Genomic DNA, 18,268 nt, shown 5'->3' on the forward strand with positions numbered 1-18,268 from the left:
ATGCTACATATGCTAAATAGAGTTTGTTGGATAGAGATGAAAGTAAATCATCGAAATTTTTTTTTATTTTATTTCGTAGATCTTGGTGCGTAAGTTTCTTTTCTTTTCTTTTGATACTCTCTAATATTGCTAATGCAAAAGAAGCTTCGATTTTTGAGCAGTATGGCATACCGGAACACCTACCTAAGTATGGTATTAGTACTTTATCTCAAGGTGATCATATTGTTGAGCACGTTCGTAAAGTCACTTCAATTAATGAGGAGGCTTCATCTTCATCTTTTTATTTAGTGCAAACAACAGATTTAAAGGGAAATATTGATTTGAGGATTAAATATTTTCAGGATCAAATTTCTCAAATCGATGGTGAACCTTCACTCTCAGAAGATGGTGGAGCGATAGACTCCATTGAATATTTGACTAAAACAGAATATCGACTTCGCGCCTACTCAGATAGTTACGATCGGTCTTCGGTTACCGTTGAAGAATTAGATGAACGTCGTGCAATTGTACGTTTTAACTATTCTAAGTATCAACTACCTCAAGATGTCGCCTATTTTCGTTTCATGCGAGTTGAGATAAGTGTTGAAGATCGCAAGCCTGTTAAAATGGTGATCACTAATTCGCAACCATTTACCTATGGTACTTATAGAATTGAGGATTATAGACAAGAAATCTTAATCAGTGAGCGTTACAATGGTCAATTTTACGTTAAAAGCAAAACCATTGTGGCAAACGGAGTAACTAGAAAAAAAGAAAAGCTTACTCTGTCATTGCTCATGACTCCCGTCGCTTTTTATGACGATGTAGATGGTGTCGAAGTTCTAGATAGTGAAAAGCTTGAAGAAGCATCAGATCCTCGTATTCGAGAAGAAAAGGTCGAGGTCAGTAGTTTTTTCCCACTGATGGGAGACTTAGTCCGTAGACAAGGTATTGATATTCCTCTTCCATACGGTTTTTCTGTCGCTTATCGCAATCAAGATATGGATCTTGGCTTTCAATCTTTTAATTTAGGTCTCGGAGCATTAGGCCTTCAGAATTTAGATAAGGACTTTGAACCGACAGAGACCTTCGCCAAAGTTAATGCTGAGAGTTTTAGTATAAGGGGAGATGTCTATATTTTGCCTTTCTGGAATGTTTACGCTTTAGCTGGAAAGATTAAAGTTAAGGCAACCATTGATGCGCAATATACATCGGAGAGTTTAAACGAAGTTAAAGATAGTTTAAACGGCATCGATCCTGGATTAGGTGATGCCTTATGTAGTGCGCTAAGCAATGAAGGACTCCCTCTGTGTAGCCCTGGTCGATTGAAGCTTCCTTTAAGTCTTGACTATGATCTGTTAGGTGTGGGTACTACACTAGCCGTCGGGTATAAAGAATTTTTCGCCACGCTTAATATGACCGCATCTCAAACACGATTAGAGGGCTCTTCGAGCTGGGGTGATACTCTGTTTGTTGCTCAACCAATGGTTGGTTATCAGCTTGTTGATTATAGAGCTCAGTTATTAATTGGTGCTGAATATCAAGGCTTAGATTCTACGTTAGCCGGTAATCTAGGTTATGTAGATGCGTTACAAGGTGAGTTCACTTATGACGTTGATGTTTCTCTAAATCAATGGGCTTATTTGATTGGTTTTAATAAGCAAATAGGTAAACACTATAATATCACAGCCCTTTATAATAAAGGTGAAACAAGAGAAGCATATACAGTTAGTTTGGGCTATCGATGGTAAATGATTGTGTTAATACTAAGCTGAAATATGGGGAGTATCCGTAGCTCAATTTATTTAACATTAATCTAACAATGTGGCCATGAAACATCTTAGTTTCTTATGGCCATTTTTTTGTTCGGGTAGCATTCTGATTTAAAGGCTCTCCGCCACTTGAAACGCAACACCTCACCCGCGAGAAGAGATGCATCAAGCACTTGCGTATTTTCATCCAAGCACATCGAAGTTGATTATAATCGAACAAGAAGGACAGTGCTCTTGGATATCTAAGCCCAGTTAACTTTAAAAAACAATATGTCGCTTATGCGTATTTCGGTGATTGCGATCGGCTGTTTCCCCCCGTGTCAGCATATGTCTAGATGAAAATCAACTTTGTGAGAGTCCGAAAGCATTTCAGCTTACTGTAAAGGATCGTGAGGCTATTCGACCTCATATGATTAATAGTGTTATTGCATAGGCGTTTTGTCTAGGGTAGTCCAGTTCATAAGCAAAGGTTCGAGGTCGTTGACTTCACAACCAAGTCTACTAGTCACAAACTTAATTAAGTGAGTATCAAGGTGATCTCAGGTCGCTTGACAGGTAAGTCACAATCTTAATCACAGATTTCCATGAAATTTGCTGTTTGGAATCAGTCCTTGTGGTCACAAACTTAATTATAAGACGACACCAGCTAACCAACAATCCACATATAGACTTTCTATTATCGTTGTTGAATATCTAAGTTTTGGTTCTATTTGTAACGCCAGTAATAAACTTATCTACTTCCGCATAGAACTTGGCCGGATCGTTTTGCACCCAGTGGTTTGCGCCCTCAAATGAAACGTTGTCTAACGTACTAATAAACTCTTTCGCACGCTCACAACCCTCTAGGCTGTCAGCACCCCAAAAATATACTTTAGGTATGGATAAGTTTTCGAAAATTTGTCCCCAGCCAACCACGCCACGGATATCTTGAGTCGCATGTTGTCCGTAGATTTCACTGGCGGTTTGACCAAGAACCTCTGGCTCACATCTTCTAACTGACGAAAGATACTTAACACCTGCTCCGTGTCCCCAAGCCATGGGAAAACGTTTTGAGAAACCTTCTCCTTTCACCCAGTTCGCAAACTCGTCAGTGCTTAGTTCAGAATATGTATCTGCAATAATCTGGGATAGGATGATGCTTTCTTCGTGCAGTCCGCCTTCAGCATTAATGAAACCACGCACGATGCCTCTCGTGTCGTATTCACAAATCAACGTCGATGTATCGCCTCCCCAAGAGTGCCCAAGTAGAAAGCAACCATGGATGCTCAATAAGTCGAGTGCTTTCAATATTCGATTTGCTTGAGTTTCTGTTGAGTGGGATATATTCGAAGCAGGAGAATAGCCATAACCACACAGGTCGAACATGACTAAGTTGTAATTCGGTAGCCAGTCAAACACATCGGCAAAACATAAATGCGACTCACCCAACCCATGAATCAACACCAGTGTTTCCTGAGACTCTTTGATATCAGTCGACAAGCAATAAAGCTGATCACCATCGATCTCTAACCACTTTTCTATCAACACATTATCCTCACACTTCTAATCGCAGACTTTGGATTTATCTTAACGAATCCAACACGATAAGAAAGGTTAATTTGGTTAAGTTTTATAAACTTATTGACCTTACTGTAAGGGGAAGGTTTAAGGTCAACTCACGAGCTCAATATAACTAGGAAACGATTATGGGATGTTGCAATAAAGCGCCAAAAGGTGGAGCCCCTCTTGGCTTACTTTTAAAAGTCACGCTTGGAATTGGGTTATTTGTGTTTCTGCTGGCATTGTGGCAATAGGAGAGTTATCCAGCACTAGATTTGAAGCTAAGACGTGGCGGTATATATCAGAGCAACTTGAACTCAATAAATCCAATGCTTGACCCTATACGGTAAGGTGTTTATATTGTCGCCCGCCCAACGGGCACATCCTAAAATACACACCGGCCATCCTGCCATCATTCGTGTATTTATATTGGTGTTGTGAACTTCCATGCTAACGAAATTTCGTCCTTTTACTCGTGAATCGGGTGCGCTTATGCATCTTTCGATTCCAATCATTTTGACTCAAATAGCTACCCAAGCCATGGGATTTGTCGATACGACAATGGCTGGCCAAGTAAGCCCTGCCGATCTCGCCGCTATTGCACTTGGCACTAGCCTTTGGATCCCAGTGTTACTGCTACTGCGTGGCGTGATTATGGCGTTAACGCCTGTTGTCGCTTACCACCGCGGCGCACGTGACTTTCAAAGTATCTCTGTTGAATTCTTCCAGATGGTTTGGTTGGCATTAATTTCTAGCGTATTACTCATCGCTTATTTGGTGAGTGCAAAACCGATCTTAGAATGGATTGGTGTAGCCGCTGAGATCATTCCAATTGGCAGTGACTATGCGTTCGCCCTAGCCTTTGGTGTACCGGGTATTGCTCTGTTCTACACCTTAAACGGCTTCTGTGAGGGTATGAACAACACCAAAGTGCCAATGATCATTTCTGTGGTTGGTTTGTTGGTAAATATTCCGGTCAACTACGTGCTTATCTACGGTAAGTTTGGTTTCCCTGAAATGGGCGCTGTAGGTTGTGGCTGGGCAACAAGTTTGGTGTATTGGCTGATGTCGGGAATGCTGTATTCCTACATTAAAGGTCATCACCACTACAAAACTATTATCAGCTTTGCAGACGCTAAGCCAAAAACCAAAGAGATGCTTCACCTTCTAAGATTAGGCTTGCCTATCGGGATGAACATTGCGGTGTGTGGCAGTATCTTTGCGGTAATCGCTCTGATGATTGGTCGTATTGGTGCAGAAAACGTGGCAGCAGCACAAATTGCACTTAACATCTCGAGCCTAACTTACGTGATTCCTATGAGTATCTCATTTGGCATTACGATTCGTGTTGGACACGCATTAGGTGAGAAAGATGAACTAGGCGCAATTGAGCGCAGTAAAGTCGGTATCTTGGTTGCTGCGTTGATTTCATTGCTTTCAGTAGCGATGTTCCTGCTGTTCCCAGAATGGATCATTAGACTTTACACCACTGACCCAGCGATAAGCGCAACAGCAGCAGTATTGTTGACCTTTACTGCGATGTACCAGTTCAGCGATGCATTACAAACGTCTGCTAACGGTGCACTGCGTGGTTATAAAGATACCAAGATCCCAATGATCTTAGCCATCGCTTCATACTGGGGCTTAGCGTTACCACTGGGTATGGTGTTGGGCTTAACAGACCACATTGTTCCAGCAATGGGTGAAGAAGGCTTTTGGATTGGTATTCTAACGGGCTTGAGTGTTTCAGCAGCTCTGATGCTACTTCGCTTACGATACGTGATTAAGAAGCGTGACTTGCCGCCAGCAGATGCAGCAATAGCAAACTAAGAAAAATCATCAAACTAATACAAAAAAAGCGCGTTATTGCTACTCGGCAATAACGCGCTTTTTTATTCTGTCTCTAAAATCTAATGATGAGTTCGCTTAACAGTTGTTGTTCACAATACGGACTGTACACTCACATCCTTCATCAGGACATTGGCTGCCATTTGTTCGGCCAAAAGAGTCATAAAGCACAAAGCAACCTTGGCGCGTCTCTAGATCCGCATCCGTTATGTTCGTGCTATCTAATTCAGCTTGGGTAAAGTCGTAGTCATACCCGATCACAGTGTGTCGATTACCAAAATCAGAGGTTAAGCTGTCATCATCTGATAAGGTCATAAAGTCGATCATCGTTAATTTGTCGCCCGACTCGCCTCTGCTCTCTGGGCAAAGGGTTCCCCAGTCGACCTCAACACTACCGATACCAAAATCGATTACATAGTTGCTCTGATCACCTGGGTTTGATGCATCGGGATTAAGCCCAGCGATAATAGCTTTAGAGGTTACTTGTGTGATCACCCCTTCCATTGCACCCGCAACACCTTCAAGCACCGCTTCTCTCGCTGATTCTTGGATATTAAGAAACCTCGGCGCTGCCGTTACAGCAATAATACCGATTATCACGATCACAACGATTAGTTCCATTAACGTAAAGCCGTTTTTCTTCATAACACCCGCATCTTTTGATAACTTAAATATTCAATAATCCAATGAATTACCTATAACTATACACCTCAAATAGGACTCATAACACTCCACGGCTATCGCTTTTTATAACGCTGGTTGTGGTATTTGTTCCCTTTAGAGGCTGAAAAGATAACTGGAAGCGCTGTCTCATAAGGTGTCAGCGGGTTTAAATTCGAACAAATACGTGGGGAAACTGAAAGTATCGATGGAAGAAGGTTTAATTGATTTATTTGAACTGAGGCACGCTGCGTATAACCAAAGTTAGACCATTTTTTGAGTCGGCCTCTCTGTTTCTCCGACTAAGAAAACAAGAAACAAAATAGAACCCATAAAAAACGCGCTACTACCATGGGTAATAGCGCGTATCTATAAATCGTTGTACGACTATCGCAACATTAGTTCACTGCTTTAACGTAAGGAAGTACTCGGAATCTATCACGTACTTTTTGGCTTGGAATATAATGGCGGAAAGCTAAGTTAAACACACCAGAGTCGTTCGCTGTTTTGATGTTGTTTACTGCATCATCACCACAACCAAAGCTTACTGTGTAAGTGCCGTCTGCATTTTTCTCAGCCGTGTTTGAGCTAACGTTCGCCACTTCACCAAACATGAAACCTTGCTTGTTGTAGACCGTTACCGACCAAAACGCTTGGTTCTTAGGATCATCAAAGGTTGCCTGATGACAAGTGTCTGCTGGGAAGTTACCAGAGACTTCGTAAATATTGTCATCTAACTGCGCGCCACCCCAACCGATAGCCGCACCCACTGCGTACTTCTCTTTGGTAAACATCTCTTTTGAAGCATCTTCAGGGCTGGTAAACATACCAAACGTCGCCTGAGCACCATCGCGTTTCAGTAGTTTCGGCATTTCCATTTTAAGGTTTTTCTCTACCTCATCGAATGATTTCTCATCCACTTGCATTGCCATAAATTTGCCGTCTGCTTTTGCATCAATGCTCATCTGATCTTGGATTTTATGAACTTCATCTTTGGTGAACGTCGCATCAGTACGAACGATGACATACACGTGGTCTCCACTATGAGTAGAAAGATCAAACGTACCAGAACCGTATTGCATTGGCTGAATGCGGTGGTCTTCTGTAATCACTTCCATCGACATGTATTTGCCTTCAGGAATCTCAGGTAGCGTAATCGTCGCGCCTTGCGAAACGTTAATCACAGCCATTGAGTAGTAAGTGTCTCGGTTCATTCGAACCACAGGCTGTTTATCGGTTGGCGTGAGTTCGCGTTTGTGTAGGAATTTATTAACGCCAACAAGCTCTTGGTTTTTCAAATATTGGCGTGACGTTTCGTACACCGCGTAATTGTCGACGGTAGTCACTTCACCATCGGCATTGAAGAACTCTGTCAGAGTTGAAACTTCTTCAGCTGCGTAAGAAGAAAGAGAAACTGCGCTTAAACCTAAAACTACTAATGCTAATTTTTTCATTGTTGACCTCTAATAAATCGATAACGCTAAATCAATACATAGTCCATTTGTTTTTGTTCAAACAGTTAGTTCGTTAACCGCTCAACTTGTGAACAATGTTATCAAGGCAGCATAAATTCACAAATGACATCGCCGTATAAGAGATATGCATGAAAGTTATGTCACCACTATCGATTTATTCTTAAGATGAACGATTACCTTCAACAGGCTCACTGCTTAACAATAGACAGGTAGGGTAATTAATCCAGTTTAGGGCTGTCGTTGAAATTGGCTGAGCGCAAACCAACTGATGATTAGAAATAATAAAGCTGGAAAGGAAGACGTCATGTTATGAATCACAGGCGCTGAAGTATCTAAACCAGATCCATATGAAAACTGGAGGTCGGTTATTGCTCTAGCTGGTTATTGCTTAGGCCAGCTCTAAAGTCCGTAGCCTTAATCAACTGTCACAAACAACGTCTTCAATCACCGACACGACTAAGTTCTTGAACCATTGATGGGCTGGGCTAGTAACAGTTCTTTTATGCTCAATTAAAAACAGCTCGAACATTAACTCGGGAACATTATCTAGAGAGAATATCGGCACTATCTTGTCGCCTATTCCCTCTAGTTCCGTCAATTTGTGGGTCGCAACCAAAATTGTATTCGAACTCTGCATCACTTCCACTAACGTAAGAAGCTGTCCGCTTTTAAAAGCAATGTCTCTTTGCATTCCATTCTTAGCTAAAAAAGAGTCTACAGGGTGTTGCAGTCCGTAATTCGAGCGAATATCGAGCGTGAGATCGACAAAACGAGATTCGAGGCACTGCTCAAGCGTGACATTTTCAGCTTGGGCTAAAGGGTGATTTTCTGAAACATAAAATACCGGATAGATCTGGCCAAGACTCACATATGGGAATTCGATTGGATTGCTCGGGGCTTCGATATGAATAGTAAAATCTACATCTCGTGATAACAGTTGACTAGTAGGCGTTTTTGCAATCGGATATTCGATAAGACTGGCGTTTGGAGCATCGTGCATGAACCGTTCAGCAAGGGGCACAGAAAGCATACGACTCATTAATGGCGGCACAGAAACAACAAAGGTTTGAACACATTCAGCAGGATCAAACGCAGATTTCGTTACTAGGCTTCTCATCGCCAATAGCAACTCGTCTAAAGGTGCTTGCAGTTCTAGCGCTTTTTGCGTGGGCACTAAGCCATTAGACTCTCGATAAAACAGTGGGTCATCAAACAACTCTCGCAAGCGACTTAACGTACGACTCATCGCAGGTTGAGACAGATACAAAGTATTAGCAGCTCGCGTTACGTTCCTCTCTTTGATTAAAACACTTAACGACACTAATAAGTTTAGATCCAGCCGAGAAAGCTGTTGTTCGATAGTCATCATAAGACATGCATTCGAGTAATATCACTCGTTAAATAATTGCACCATTGTGACTAACAAACAAGTCTCTGTTTAAACGATGGCATTTATATCCAACTAAAAAGGCGAACCTATTGGCTCGCCTTAATCATTTTGTTCGCCAGAATCGTTTAGTCGTTACGAATGGGTGATAACAACTCGGGGTTAACCACCAAGTTTCTCACACCGTGGGCGTGATCTTCGTTAAAGTCATTGCCTTCACACCAGCTACCTACTGTCGCGATATTTACTTTCGCGACTTGTGGTCTAACGCTCCATGTTACTTGGAAAGGTGAACCTTGCTCATTATAACCAGGACCCGTTGTAGAGCCTGCGTATTGGATCGCTGAGCCCGTATCTTGTGGGATGTTTGGTGCTTGGTGTAAGCCGTTCACTTTTGAATGTTTAGCGAGCGCTTCAAAGTCGGGTGCTTTGTCGTCATTCACTAATACGTAAACTTGGGTTTCTACACGCAGTTGCGGGTTGGTAATCGCATCGTTAAAACAAGCACCCAGTGTTTCACCCGGTTCAACTTGCGCCGTTGAATAAACATAGTGAACTTCAATGGTGTCACCCGAATGCAAAGAACCATGCTCGCTCGGACAAACCTTGCCCTCAAATGGTTTCAGCTCAGCAGAACTCAGCTTGCCTGTGTATTTAAAGCCACTCTGGAATCCCTTACCATCACCGTTACCAGCGTATTGAGTAAACTCTCCACCTTTATGCTCAGCATTTTTATGGAAGTGAATATTACATAAGTTCATCGCTGTTGAATCAGGGGCATCCGAGAACAGCCTAGTATTTTTACCTTCTAATGAACCCAAATCTCGTGGAGCTTGCGGTCCAAAACCTTGTCCTTGGGTATTTTCAGAAAGCTTCGCTCTTTGTTCTGCGATAACTCCATCTGATACAGACTCATGGTTCGCGTCTGATGCATTTGCATGAGCTGACAACATCACCAATGCGGCACTTAAAAACACACTCTTATTCTTCATTTTTCTTCCCTAGAATATTGATAACTAAACCCAAACCGACTTAACAGCAAACATCTTACTATGCTCATAAGTGAATATAAGACTTGTCTTTGTAAGATTAGATTTCATTGCTTACTTTGGGATGAGTATTAGAACCCTTGATGCATATAACAAGTCAAACAGGGTAAATTCGGCGCGTCCCTTCCAGAACTAATAATTTCCGACTTTGTTGACCGTCGTCTGACTCAAACGCTCAGATAAGTGAGCACGATTCTTAGGAAGAACGGTGGCCAGATTTAGAAGATCAAAAAAGGCGAACCACTTGGATCGTCTTCACGTCTCATTTTATCTATTGGTTTGCTTTCTTGGTTGACGGTTTAACCGTTACCGGTGGCAAATATCCCAAACGTCATGACGTTCAATGCATCTGTCACGCCCTCTAGTGATTTAATCACCGTCTTAGTCGGTTTATTATGACGAATAAAATAGCTTCCGATGCCTTTTTCACCGCCACTCTTAGCATCGCTTTCCGTTGTTTCTGTCGCTTCTATTTGAGAAGGCTCCACTGATTCTGGCTCTGCATTGGCGTGAGCTATCGTGTCTTTATTTGAATCAAGGTTAGTGAGTGGTTGATGATTAACGATTGAATCATGGGAAGAATCAACGCTGGTCTCAGCGTTTGTATCCTTTGAAGTCTCGAGATTACTCTCTCCCTCTATACTTTTCGACATAGCGTCTTCGTTGCTCAATGTCTCGTCGTCTAGCTGATGATTACTCGTTGAAGAACAGGCTGTTAAGAAGAACAGGCTAACGATGAATATGAGTAATTTTCTCATCATAATGATAAAGCACGAATTAATAAAACATTGTTCGATTGTATTTTATTTGGCTGACGACATCCAGTGATAAGCGGAGTAAACACGAACAGTCACGGTCTTGAAGAGTAAACAAAAGCGTACGGGTTTAGTGCTTAAGAATAATAATTCGAGAGCTCAATTAGGTTGCCCGCCGCTTATCATCTGAAAGGTGGTGTCAGTTAGGCTTGGGGATTCACACGCTATAAGCTTAATCTTTACTGGAACACAGTTCAGAGATTCGGTCACACATGGCTTGGTTGACTGCGAAGTGGGTGTTGAGGAATGCTAGTTGGGCAAGTGCCGATTCAGCGGTGCGCTCGTAGCCTTGGGTAAAGGTTGGTAGCAATTGGGCAAACTTAGGGAAGCGTGCTTCTAGCCTTCTATCCGACATAAATTCATCAACGAATTCAGGCTCAGACTGTTCAGTTTGATCCACAAGATCGATCAAACGATCGAGTGCGTAAGATTGAACGAACCGACTGCCCGACAGCTTTTCGCCTCGGTTATAACGAGACATACCCACATAAAGATTGGTTAGAGCCTCACCAATGATCCAATCTTGGGAATTAGTGTCTGTCTCCCCTTTTATTGGTGAAACACAACACTGTGTATCAAATTCATGTTGCTGCCAAACAATACGCCCTTCAGCAAACGGAATGTGCGCTAACTCGTGGGGTTCAAACACTGCAAACTCACAAAAGATTCCGTCAGCGTACAGAACTTTATAGCCATCGACGGTATTTCTCACTGCGTAGTCGATTGAGTGAATATCAGATAGCCAATGCAAACTGTCTAAGAAATACTGCTTGTGCCCTGTTTGCACTATTGCGAAAAAATCGACATCTGAATACTGATCAAGTCGTTCTGTTTCAATACCTACTGAGCCCAATCCCAGCAAAGCATGAGCCTTACCCGATGCTTCCAAAGACTCCCCAATCGCATCTAAACGCTGGAGTAATTTTTCTGGTGTGTTTATGTGTCTTGTCTGTATCACTTTGTCCGTCTGCATTGCTCAATCCCTATCAAGTTGAATGCCACTCAACCTAACTGATAGTTAGAACATCTAAGAAGCTTAATTTATAAAATGTGTGTTTTGGATAACGATCTGCGCAAGTTATTGTTTGAATTAAGGTGGGATTTAGAGGTGAGAAAGAGTGTGTACAAGCTATAAACAACACTCTTCTATCATGACTTATCTTTTTAGCAGCTCATATTTGCAACAACGTTGACGCCATGCTCACGAAGTTTGCTTTTCTTCCAAGATCTCGCGTCTGCCGACATATGAACAGAGACCGTAAAACCCAATTTGGCACTCATGATACCGATCGACATGCCTAGATTACCTGTGGAGCCTACCGCAATGCTGTATTGTTGGAAGAAGTCACGGAATTCAGGTTCGAGCAACTTACTGTAGTCATCGCTCTCACACAGTAACCCGGCTTCAATCGCAAGCTTCTCGGCATGCGCTAGTACTTCATAATACCACCGCGAGCTTTGATTGAGCCTGAAATTGGCAAATGGCTGTCTTTCTTCATCATCAAACGCCCTTTTATAGACTGCTGATAATGCGCTTCCAATACTGATTTCATAGATGGAATGTCAATAAGCTCAGACTCGATGATGCCATTGGTCGCTTGAGTTTCAGGAAACGCCTTGGCTAGATAGGGAGCAAACCTTTGTAGCCTCATGCTCGCATCGTGAATATCTTGTTCGCCTAATCCCACATAAAGCAAACCGCGCTCCAGAGTCGTCACATTTGGGTTAAACCAAACCACTTCTTCCAATGCAATCAATTGTTGAAGCAGTGGGAAGTCCGAGATGAGCTTGTCGATATTTAATACAGTCATGGGTGACTTTTCTGGCTAAGCGCGTACTGCGCAGGTTCAATCATTAGTAAACCTATTTAAACGGTATTTGTGTAATCATTCAATGATCTGTAGGCTAGCCTGTCTTCTCATAAGCAAACAGTAGAACAACCTTTGAGCGCCTCTCTTCGTAATAGCATTTTCGTGATGTTAGGGATTCTATTCCTAGCACTTAACCTTCGTGGGCCTTTTACGAGCTTGGCTCCTGTGCTTTCTCAGGTTATGGAAGGCCTCAACCTTACGTCATCGGCTGCTGGCTTCTTAACAGCTTTGCCACTGTTAACTTTTGCCTTATTCTCACCATTAGTCACCAAGATATCCCAACGAATTGGTCTAGAACCAAGCTTGCTCTTAGGCTTAGTTTTGATCACTACGGGTATTACACTGCGCTCTTTTGGAGCAATTCCAACGTTATACATCGGCACAGTAATGATTGGACTTGGTATCGCGATTGGTAACGTGTTGTTGCCCGTTGTAGTGAAAATTAGCTTCCCTACTCGTATTGCGACAGTCACTTCTTTGTACATTTTTACGATGGGCATCGGTTCGACGTTAGGCTCAAGTTTGATGGTGCCGTTTTCAAATCTAACCTTATTTACGATCACGGGTTGGCAATTAGCACTGTTAATGAACCTAATATTCCCAATATTAGCTTTGATGATCTGGTTGCCTAAAATCAGAAAACGCTCACCTTCAGCCAACAATAACAAGCAACAAGACAAACCTCTGCCGATGAAACAGATGATTAAAAGCGGCGTAGCGTGGCAAGTAACGTTAGCGCTTGGGCTTAACTCATTTACCTTCTACTCTTTGGCTGGCTGGTTGCCACAGATATTGAACGATCTTGGCTACAGCGAAATCGACGCGGGCTACATTTATGGATTTCTGCAATTTTCGACTATGGTTCCGGGGCTGCTGTTACTGCCGTTCTTAGCCAAAAGTGACAATCAACAATGGCTCATCACTCTATGTGCATCGAGTGTATTTGTTGGATTGATTGGTCTTCTGTATTTGCCTGAGTTTGCGATCTTTTGGGTGGGACTGTTCGGATTAGCCAACTGCTCGACATTTATTATCGCGCTCTCTTTTGTTGGCTTGCGTACATCGAATAGCAGCCAAGCCGCATCATTGTCGGGTATGGCTCAGGGAATCGGTTATGCGTTGGCAGCCACTGGTCCAACGCTGGTGGGTAAGCTTCATGCTCAGACAGATTCTTGGAGTGTGCCGATTCTGTTGATCGCATCTGTTGCCTTTGCGTGCACGATTTTCGCGGCATTGGCAGCACGAGATAAGAAAGTGAGCGTTTAAGCCAAACATAATGACTATGGCGTCGCGACTCTATGGCTGACGACGGTTTTGATGTATTCACTTGGCGACAAACCAAATTTGCCTTTAAAGCGCTGACTAAAACGCCCTTCCGATTGGTAACCGCAAGACTGAGCCAACATCGCCACATTCTGCTGTCCGTTTTGCATCAGATAAAGCGCGTGACTCAAGCGAACTTCAGCCAGTACCTCACGATATTGCATGCCTTCCAGTTTGAGCTTCCGAATCAATGTCCCTCGGCTCATCGCAAATCGCTCCGCCACCGACTCTAATGGATGTTTCTCATCTGGTGAATGTGCAAGGTAATGGCTGAGCTTTTGGCTAAACGAGACATTGGCACTGACAAACAATAGATGCAACACCCCTTTTTCAGCTAATTGCTGGTACAAGCCCTGCAACCAAAACTGTTGAGTCTCTTTGCTCATGCTCTGTGTATCAAAAGAGAACAGAGCATTGAGTGAGTCTTGTAAGTTTCGATCCGCTTTTACTGTAGGCAGTCCCAGATCATTCGACCGTTCCTCACTTAAATCAAGCATCGCCTGAGAAGGTTGGAATTGAAAGCTGAACACTCGCGACAAGAAGCGCCCTTTGTGGGGCATGTTCTCAAAACTTAGTGAAGCTGATGCCTCACACAACAACAGCTCAGAATGTGAGAGCTCTGCCGCTGAATCTTTCCAAAACAGGCGCTTACTGCCTGTAATAATCTGAATGATACTAGGGGATAGAATCCTCACATTACGCAGTTTTTGTAACTGCTCTGCACGAAAGATCGTCACTTGATATTGATGATTCATCTCATCCCCTTGTTTACTTATTATGTACGTGTATAAGCTTTAACGTACATAAGCTATTAACGTGTATAAGTTGCGGTCAGTTTAGCTTTGTCTAAAGCCATGCTGTTCAACGTGAATCCAACCACAGCCGACGGCGTATTTTCGTCGAGGTTAAGTTTGTCCGTTGGTAATGCCCAAACCGTGAACTGGTAACGGTGCATACCATCTTTTTCTGGAGGACAAACGCCACCGTAGCCAACTGTACCGTAATCAATGCGACCTTCTTTGCCACCGACTTTGGAGATGTCGACACCGCGAGGTAGCTCGTTCACAGTTGCAGGGATATCAAACGCAACCCAATGCCAGAAGCCACTTTCAGTCGGTGCATCTGGATCATAAGCTGTGATAGCAAAGCTTTTGGTACCTGCTGGTGCATCTTTCCACATCAATTGTGGTGATTGATTATCGCCGTCACAACCCCAACTAGAGTATTCAAAAGTCTTTGCCATTGGGTGACCTTCTTGAATATCGTTGCTGGTTAATTCGAACGCATGAGCAGAGCCTGTAGCCAAAATACTGATTGCCAATACTGATTTGATGATGAGTTTCATGATGGTTCCTCTTATTAGGTGTGAGCCCAGTATAGTCCCCTCATTTCGGCCAATAATGACAGTAAGTACACAATTATCTATTTTATTTCAAATAAATGATACTTACTGTATTTGTACTTTATTATTTAAAAGCATGACCCACTCGACAATTTGTTGTTAAAAGAACACTTGTTGACATTCAGGTTACAAATCGCGCCCAAAACTCTTTAGACTCGCCCCACGACTTTTAACGAGAATGATTGGATGCGCAGGTTTACATTAGCTCTTTGCTTGATCTTTTGGCTCCCAACCCTAGTCTATGCCCAAAGTTTGCAAGATAAGTGGCCAACTCTGTATCAACTGAGCTGGCAATCATCCCCACTCTTAGTATCTCAACAAGAGTTGGCTCAGTATCCGAAAGTTCTGCTCCATGAAAATAGCCGCTATCCTGATTTCAACCAATTCAGTTGGGACGACATCGCAGCGTTAGCGTCAATACAAGATCACTGCCAAGCGATTGAAAGCAGTAACCCTTCATTACATGAAGCCATCGAGTTCGAGCTCGCTCTGTGTCAGCAACAAACATTGGATTCGATTTGGTTTGCAGCACACTCCAAACGTCACCCTGCCGGTGGCAGCTTTGCTGGTCGTTATTTAGCCGCTTACCCAGATGTGACCGAGCAGATACGCCCATTTTTGAGTCTTACCAACCCTCAGCACCCTTTATATAACAAACTAGAAAGCCTAAGTGCACAAGGCAGAGAAGCACTGCTCAATGGATACCGCGCTTGGCAACAAGATGATGTGCTTTGGTTAAGTGGCGAACAAGGCTGGAAAGCTATTCCCTTAGATGTTTGGCAACCTATCGCAGAGCAACAAGAGGTATCTTTGGCAGGTGAAACCTGTACTTTTCGTTACAGTAACGTGTGCTTAAACGAGCCTAGCAATGACAATCTGATCATGAAAACGTTGATCTTTACATTGCTGCTAACGTTGCTTTCCGGGCTCGCTAGAGTCTTATACCTAAGAACAAAACAACGAAAAGAGAGGCAGTTCGTTTTACAGCTTCTTACTCATGAACTGCGCACGCCTATTACTAGCCTAGGCTTAACCGTCGAAATGTTTAGAAATCGCTACGATGACTTTTCTGATGAAACTCAAAGTGCGGTTTGGCGTTTAATATCTGACTATCAAAGGCTTTCTCAGCTCACCGAAAACAGCAAAGTGTACCTAAGTTCGGATCAGTCAGAGCCTTTGTTGAAGCAAAACGCTTCATTAGAAGAGTGGCTCGATCATGTCTGTGAAAAGCACAATATTTCTTATCAATGTGAAGCGCGTGAAGTTGAACTGAACCTTCCCTATTACTGGCTAACCATCTGCTTGGATAATCTAATCAAGAATGCCAAACAACATGGTAAAGGTGAGGTTTTGGTAAAGGTCGAACTCGGTGACAAGCTGACGATTGAGGTACAAGACGAGGGGCACTTCCCTTCACCGATACAACGGCTCATGTCTGGTGTCACGCCAAGTGAAACGCACGAACTGGATAACATGGGCATTGGCCTGACTATTGTCGAGCACTTGATGAAGCAAGCGAATGGCCGCCTCATTATTCTTCGTAACCCAACCCGATGTATTTTGGAAATTGCTTATGAACACCCTACTGCTGATTGAAGACGACCAACTGCTTGGACAAGGCCTCGTCAGCATCTTTGAATCCAATGGTTACCCATGCCTTTGGGCGAAGGATTCAGAGAATGCCAGTAAGAAATGGTTTCGAGCCGATCTTGTGATACTGGATCGACAGCTTGAAGATGGGGACAGCTTGCAACACCTTCCAAACTGGTTGCTCCTCAAAGCGCTGCCTGTGATTGTGTTGACCGCTAAAGTAGAAGTTCAACAACGTGTTGAAGGTTTAATGGCGGGTGCCAAAGACTATGTGACTAAACCATTTTCGAACGACGAATTACTCGCTCGAGTCATTACCTAGCTACGTCCGTTAGGTGTGAGCCTCTTAACTTACGCAAATATCCAAATCAACTTGTCGGAACGGATCGCTTATCTGGATGAAAGCCCTGTAACACTAAAACCTAAAGAGTTTCAGCTATTGGTACTGTTTGTTCAGAACCAAAGTCGTGTGTTTCACCGAGATGAATTACTCAATAAGATTTGGGGATATCAGGCTTTTCCTAGTACCCGAACTATTGATAATCACATACTGCGCTTACGCCAGAAGCTGCCAACATTGAATATAGAAACACATCGTGGCGTTGATTACCGCTTGGCCGGGGAATCATAATGAAAGTTACTTCGTTAACCGCACTGATCTACACATTGCCGCTCGCAAGTCATGCGGCATGGTTTACCGACACGCCATTGCAGCACACCTATCAATCTCTACTTGATGACCAACCTCAAGTTGCGTGGCAAGAGCTGCAAATCGCACTCGATCACAAATCACTCGATAGTGAGCTTTGGCTGCCAGTCAAACAAGAGATCCTGAGCCAGACTCAATGTGGAACCTTACTCAAACAAAGTGCTGAGCCAAAACACCACATCCAAGTCAGCTTCATTCGACGCTATGGCCTGTCGTCGCACGGTTATCAAATCAAAGTCGCTTCAGAACAACTCAGTGAAGACATGAAAACCCAAACACAACCTATCTCTCTGGTCTCCCCTAAAGGTAAAGTCCTTCTCGATGGACAACTCGCTTCCAATAATGAGTATCAAGAGATTGAAACCAATGAAATGTTCATCAAACCCGAATCTGGTGTTTATCAACTAAAGATAGGTTCAAATCACTACCCTATTATTGTCGCTTTAAATAACAGTAATCGATGGCTGACGCTCGAAAGTAAACTCAGCGAACCACATATCGTGCTCTCGCCTCCAAAGGTGATCGACAACTGCCCCGACGCTAACGTGAGTTGGCAATGGTTTGATGAAAACTACAACCTGCTGGGTTACAAAGTGCCAATCAAAACAGCGCAAGCACCCGTTCCCACAGAAAGTCCACTTGGAACCAAAGCCAAGCACTTGAGTGCTTCGGTTGAAATGTTTGAATACCAAGGCGCTATTGAAGTCCAATATGTGCAGCGCGTCGCCGTGCCTTTCTAATGGAAAACCACTAAAGCCAAACAGAAAATAGAGACATATAGGTGACAAAGCACTAGCGCTACTTAGGTGTAATAACCGTAGTTACCCTTTACGGAATCTAAATATGCTC

General features: G+C 43.2%; 14 protein-coding genes and 2 pseudogenes. 6 read left to right on the top strand and 10 right to left on the bottom strand.

Annotated elements, in window-relative coordinates; genetic code table 11:
- Window positions 1-26 precede the first annotated feature (26 nt).
- Window positions 27-1,730, top strand: a complete 1,704-nt coding sequence (locus tag AB4329_RS20050) for a hypothetical protein (RefSeq protein ID WP_372139116.1) — start codon at window positions 27-29, stop codon at window positions 1,728-1,730.
- A 714-nt stretch (window positions 1,731-2,444) separates the two neighbouring features.
- On the opposite strand, the gene AB4329_RS20055 is transcribed toward AB4329_RS20050, so the two are convergent.
- The gene (locus AB4329_RS20055; RefSeq protein ID WP_017071757.1) at window positions 2,445-3,278 is read right to left on the bottom strand and encodes an alpha/beta fold hydrolase; all 834 of its coding nucleotides are present in this window, start codon (window positions 3,276-3,278) and stop codon (window positions 2,445-2,447) included.
- 459 nt (window positions 3,279-3,737) lie between these two features.
- On the opposite strand from AB4329_RS20055, the gene AB4329_RS20060 reads away from it, so the two are divergent.
- Window positions 3,738-5,120: an MATE family efflux transporter gene (locus AB4329_RS20060; protein ID WP_372139118.1), complete on the top strand. Its 1,383-nt coding sequence runs from the start codon at window positions 3,738-3,740 to the stop codon at window positions 5,118-5,120.
- A 96-nt stretch (window positions 5,121-5,216) separates the two neighbouring features.
- Here the strand turns inward: AB4329_RS20060 and AB4329_RS20065 are convergent, their stop codons facing one another.
- From AB4329_RS20065 to AB4329_RS20095, 7 genes and pseudogenes are all read right to left on the bottom strand, one after another.
- Window positions 5,217-5,759, bottom strand: a complete 543-nt coding sequence (locus AB4329_RS20065; RefSeq protein WP_248366773.1) for an MSHA biogenesis protein MshA — start codon at window positions 5,757-5,759, stop codon at window positions 5,217-5,219.
- Window positions 5,760-6,196: 437 nt separating this feature from the next.
- Window positions 6,197-7,252 (bottom strand): DUF1254 domain-containing protein, encoded by a 1,056-nt coding sequence (locus tag AB4329_RS20070; RefSeq protein ID WP_372139120.1) that lies wholly within the window; start codon window positions 7,250-7,252, stop codon window positions 6,197-6,199.
- A gap of 439 nt (window positions 7,253-7,691) precedes the next feature.
- A complete protein-coding gene (locus AB4329_RS20075) occupies window positions 7,692-8,642 on the bottom strand; it encodes a LysR family transcriptional regulator (RefSeq protein ID WP_372139122.1) in 951 nt (316 codons plus the stop codon).
- A gap of 146 nt (window positions 8,643-8,788) precedes the next feature.
- Window positions 8,789-9,652, bottom strand: coding sequence for a delta-class carbonic anhydrase (locus AB4329_RS20080; RefSeq protein WP_017072180.1), 864 nt, complete (start codon window positions 9,650-9,652; stop codon window positions 8,789-8,791).
- Between the two features lie 356 nt (window positions 9,653-10,008).
- On the bottom strand, window positions 10,009-10,470 hold the full coding sequence (locus tag AB4329_RS20085) for a lipoprotein (RefSeq protein WP_102331902.1): 462 nt from the start codon (window positions 10,468-10,470) through the stop codon (window positions 10,009-10,011).
- Between the two features lie 226 nt (window positions 10,471-10,696).
- On the bottom strand, window positions 10,697-11,497 hold the full coding sequence (locus tag AB4329_RS20090) for a hypothetical protein (protein ID WP_065583740.1): 801 nt from the start codon (window positions 11,495-11,497) through the stop codon (window positions 10,697-10,699).
- Between the two features lie 209 nt (window positions 11,498-11,706).
- Window positions 11,707-12,335 (bottom strand): annotated as a pseudogene (locus AB4329_RS20095) (D-serine ammonia-lyase); the annotation flags it as partial.
- 132 nt (window positions 12,336-12,467) lie between these two features.
- Here AB4329_RS20095 and AB4329_RS20100 point away from each other — a divergent pair.
- Window positions 12,468-13,661, top strand: coding sequence for a CynX/NimT family MFS transporter (locus AB4329_RS20100; RefSeq protein ID WP_372139123.1), 1,194 nt, complete (start codon window positions 12,468-12,470; stop codon window positions 13,659-13,661).
- A gap of 14 nt (window positions 13,662-13,675) precedes the next feature.
- Here the strand turns inward: AB4329_RS20100 and AB4329_RS20105 are convergent, their stop codons facing one another.
- Together AB4329_RS20105 and AB4329_RS20110 are read right to left on the bottom strand one after the other, a co-directional pair.
- Window positions 13,676-14,473: a helix-turn-helix transcriptional regulator gene (locus AB4329_RS20105; RefSeq protein ID WP_372139125.1), complete on the bottom strand. Its 798-nt coding sequence runs from the start codon at window positions 14,471-14,473 to the stop codon at window positions 13,676-13,678.
- A 56-nt stretch (window positions 14,474-14,529) separates the two neighbouring features.
- Complete coding sequence (locus AB4329_RS20110) at window positions 14,530-15,063, bottom strand: YbhB/YbcL family Raf kinase inhibitor-like protein (RefSeq protein WP_017060498.1); 534 nt, start codon at window positions 15,061-15,063, stop codon at window positions 14,530-14,532.
- Between the two features lie 243 nt (window positions 15,064-15,306).
- Between AB4329_RS20110 and AB4329_RS20115 the strand changes: the two genes are divergently transcribed.
- The 3 genes and pseudogenes from AB4329_RS20115 (at window position 15,307) to AB4329_RS20125 (ending at window position 18,159) form a co-directional block, all read left to right on the top strand.
- Window positions 15,307-16,716, top strand: a complete 1,410-nt coding sequence (locus tag AB4329_RS20115) for a DUF3404 domain-containing protein (RefSeq protein WP_372139127.1) — start codon at window positions 15,307-15,309, stop codon at window positions 16,714-16,716.
- Window positions 16,694-17,341: pseudogene (locus tag AB4329_RS20120) on the top strand (response regulator transcription factor). Before AB4329_RS20115 ends, AB4329_RS20120 begins: the two are co-directional and overlap by 23 nt.
- Window positions 17,341-18,159 (top strand): DUF2861 family protein, encoded by an 819-nt coding sequence (locus AB4329_RS20125; protein ID WP_372139128.1) that lies wholly within the window; start codon window positions 17,341-17,343, stop codon window positions 18,157-18,159. Before AB4329_RS20120 ends, AB4329_RS20125 begins: the two are co-directional and overlap by 1 nt.
- The last annotated feature ends 109 nt before the right edge of the window (window positions 18,160-18,268 follow it).

The sequence above is a fragment of the Vibrio sp. 10N.261.54.A5 genome, assembly GCF_041471145.1.
GTDB lineage: Bacteria > Pseudomonadota > Gammaproteobacteria > Enterobacterales > Vibrionaceae > Vibrio > Vibrio crassostreae_C.

Excerpts from the sequence above, each read along its gene's own strand:
- AB4329_RS20060 (WP_372139118.1), top strand. The coding sequence starts at position 3,738 with ATGCTAACGAAATTTCGTCCTTTTACTCGTGAATCGGGTGCGCTTATG.
- AB4329_RS20065 (WP_248366773.1), bottom strand. The coding sequence starts at position 5,759 with ATGGAACTAATCGTTGTGATCGTGATAATCGGTATTATTGCTGTAACG.
- AB4329_RS20070 (WP_372139120.1), bottom strand. The coding sequence starts at position 7,252 with ATGAAAAAATTAGCATTAGTAGTTTTAGGTTTAAGCGCAGTTTCTCTT.
- AB4329_RS20075 (WP_372139122.1), bottom strand. The coding sequence starts at position 8,642 with ATGATGACTATCGAACAACAGCTTTCTCGGCTGGATCTAAACTTATTA.
- AB4329_RS20080 (WP_017072180.1), bottom strand. The coding sequence starts at position 9,652 with ATGAAGAATAAGAGTGTGTTTTTAAGTGCCGCATTGGTGATGTTGTCA.
- AB4329_RS20085 (WP_102331902.1), bottom strand. The coding sequence starts at position 10,470 with ATGATGAGAAAATTACTCATATTCATCGTTAGCCTGTTCTTCTTAACA.
- AB4329_RS20090 (WP_065583740.1), bottom strand. The coding sequence starts at position 11,497 with ATGCAGACGGACAAAGTGATACAGACAAGACACATAAACACACCAGAA.
- AB4329_RS20105 (WP_372139125.1), bottom strand. The coding sequence starts at position 14,473 with ATGAATCATCAATATCAAGTGACGATCTTTCGTGCAGAGCAGTTACAA.
- AB4329_RS20110 (WP_017060498.1), bottom strand. The coding sequence starts at position 15,063 with ATGAAACTCATCATCAAATCAGTATTGGCAATCAGTATTTTGGCTACA.
- AB4329_RS20115 (WP_372139127.1), top strand. The coding sequence starts at position 15,307 with ATGCGCAGGTTTACATTAGCTCTTTGCTTGATCTTTTGGCTCCCAACC.
- AB4329_RS20125 (WP_372139128.1), top strand. The coding sequence starts at position 17,341 with ATGAAAGTTACTTCGTTAACCGCACTGATCTACACATTGCCGCTCGCA.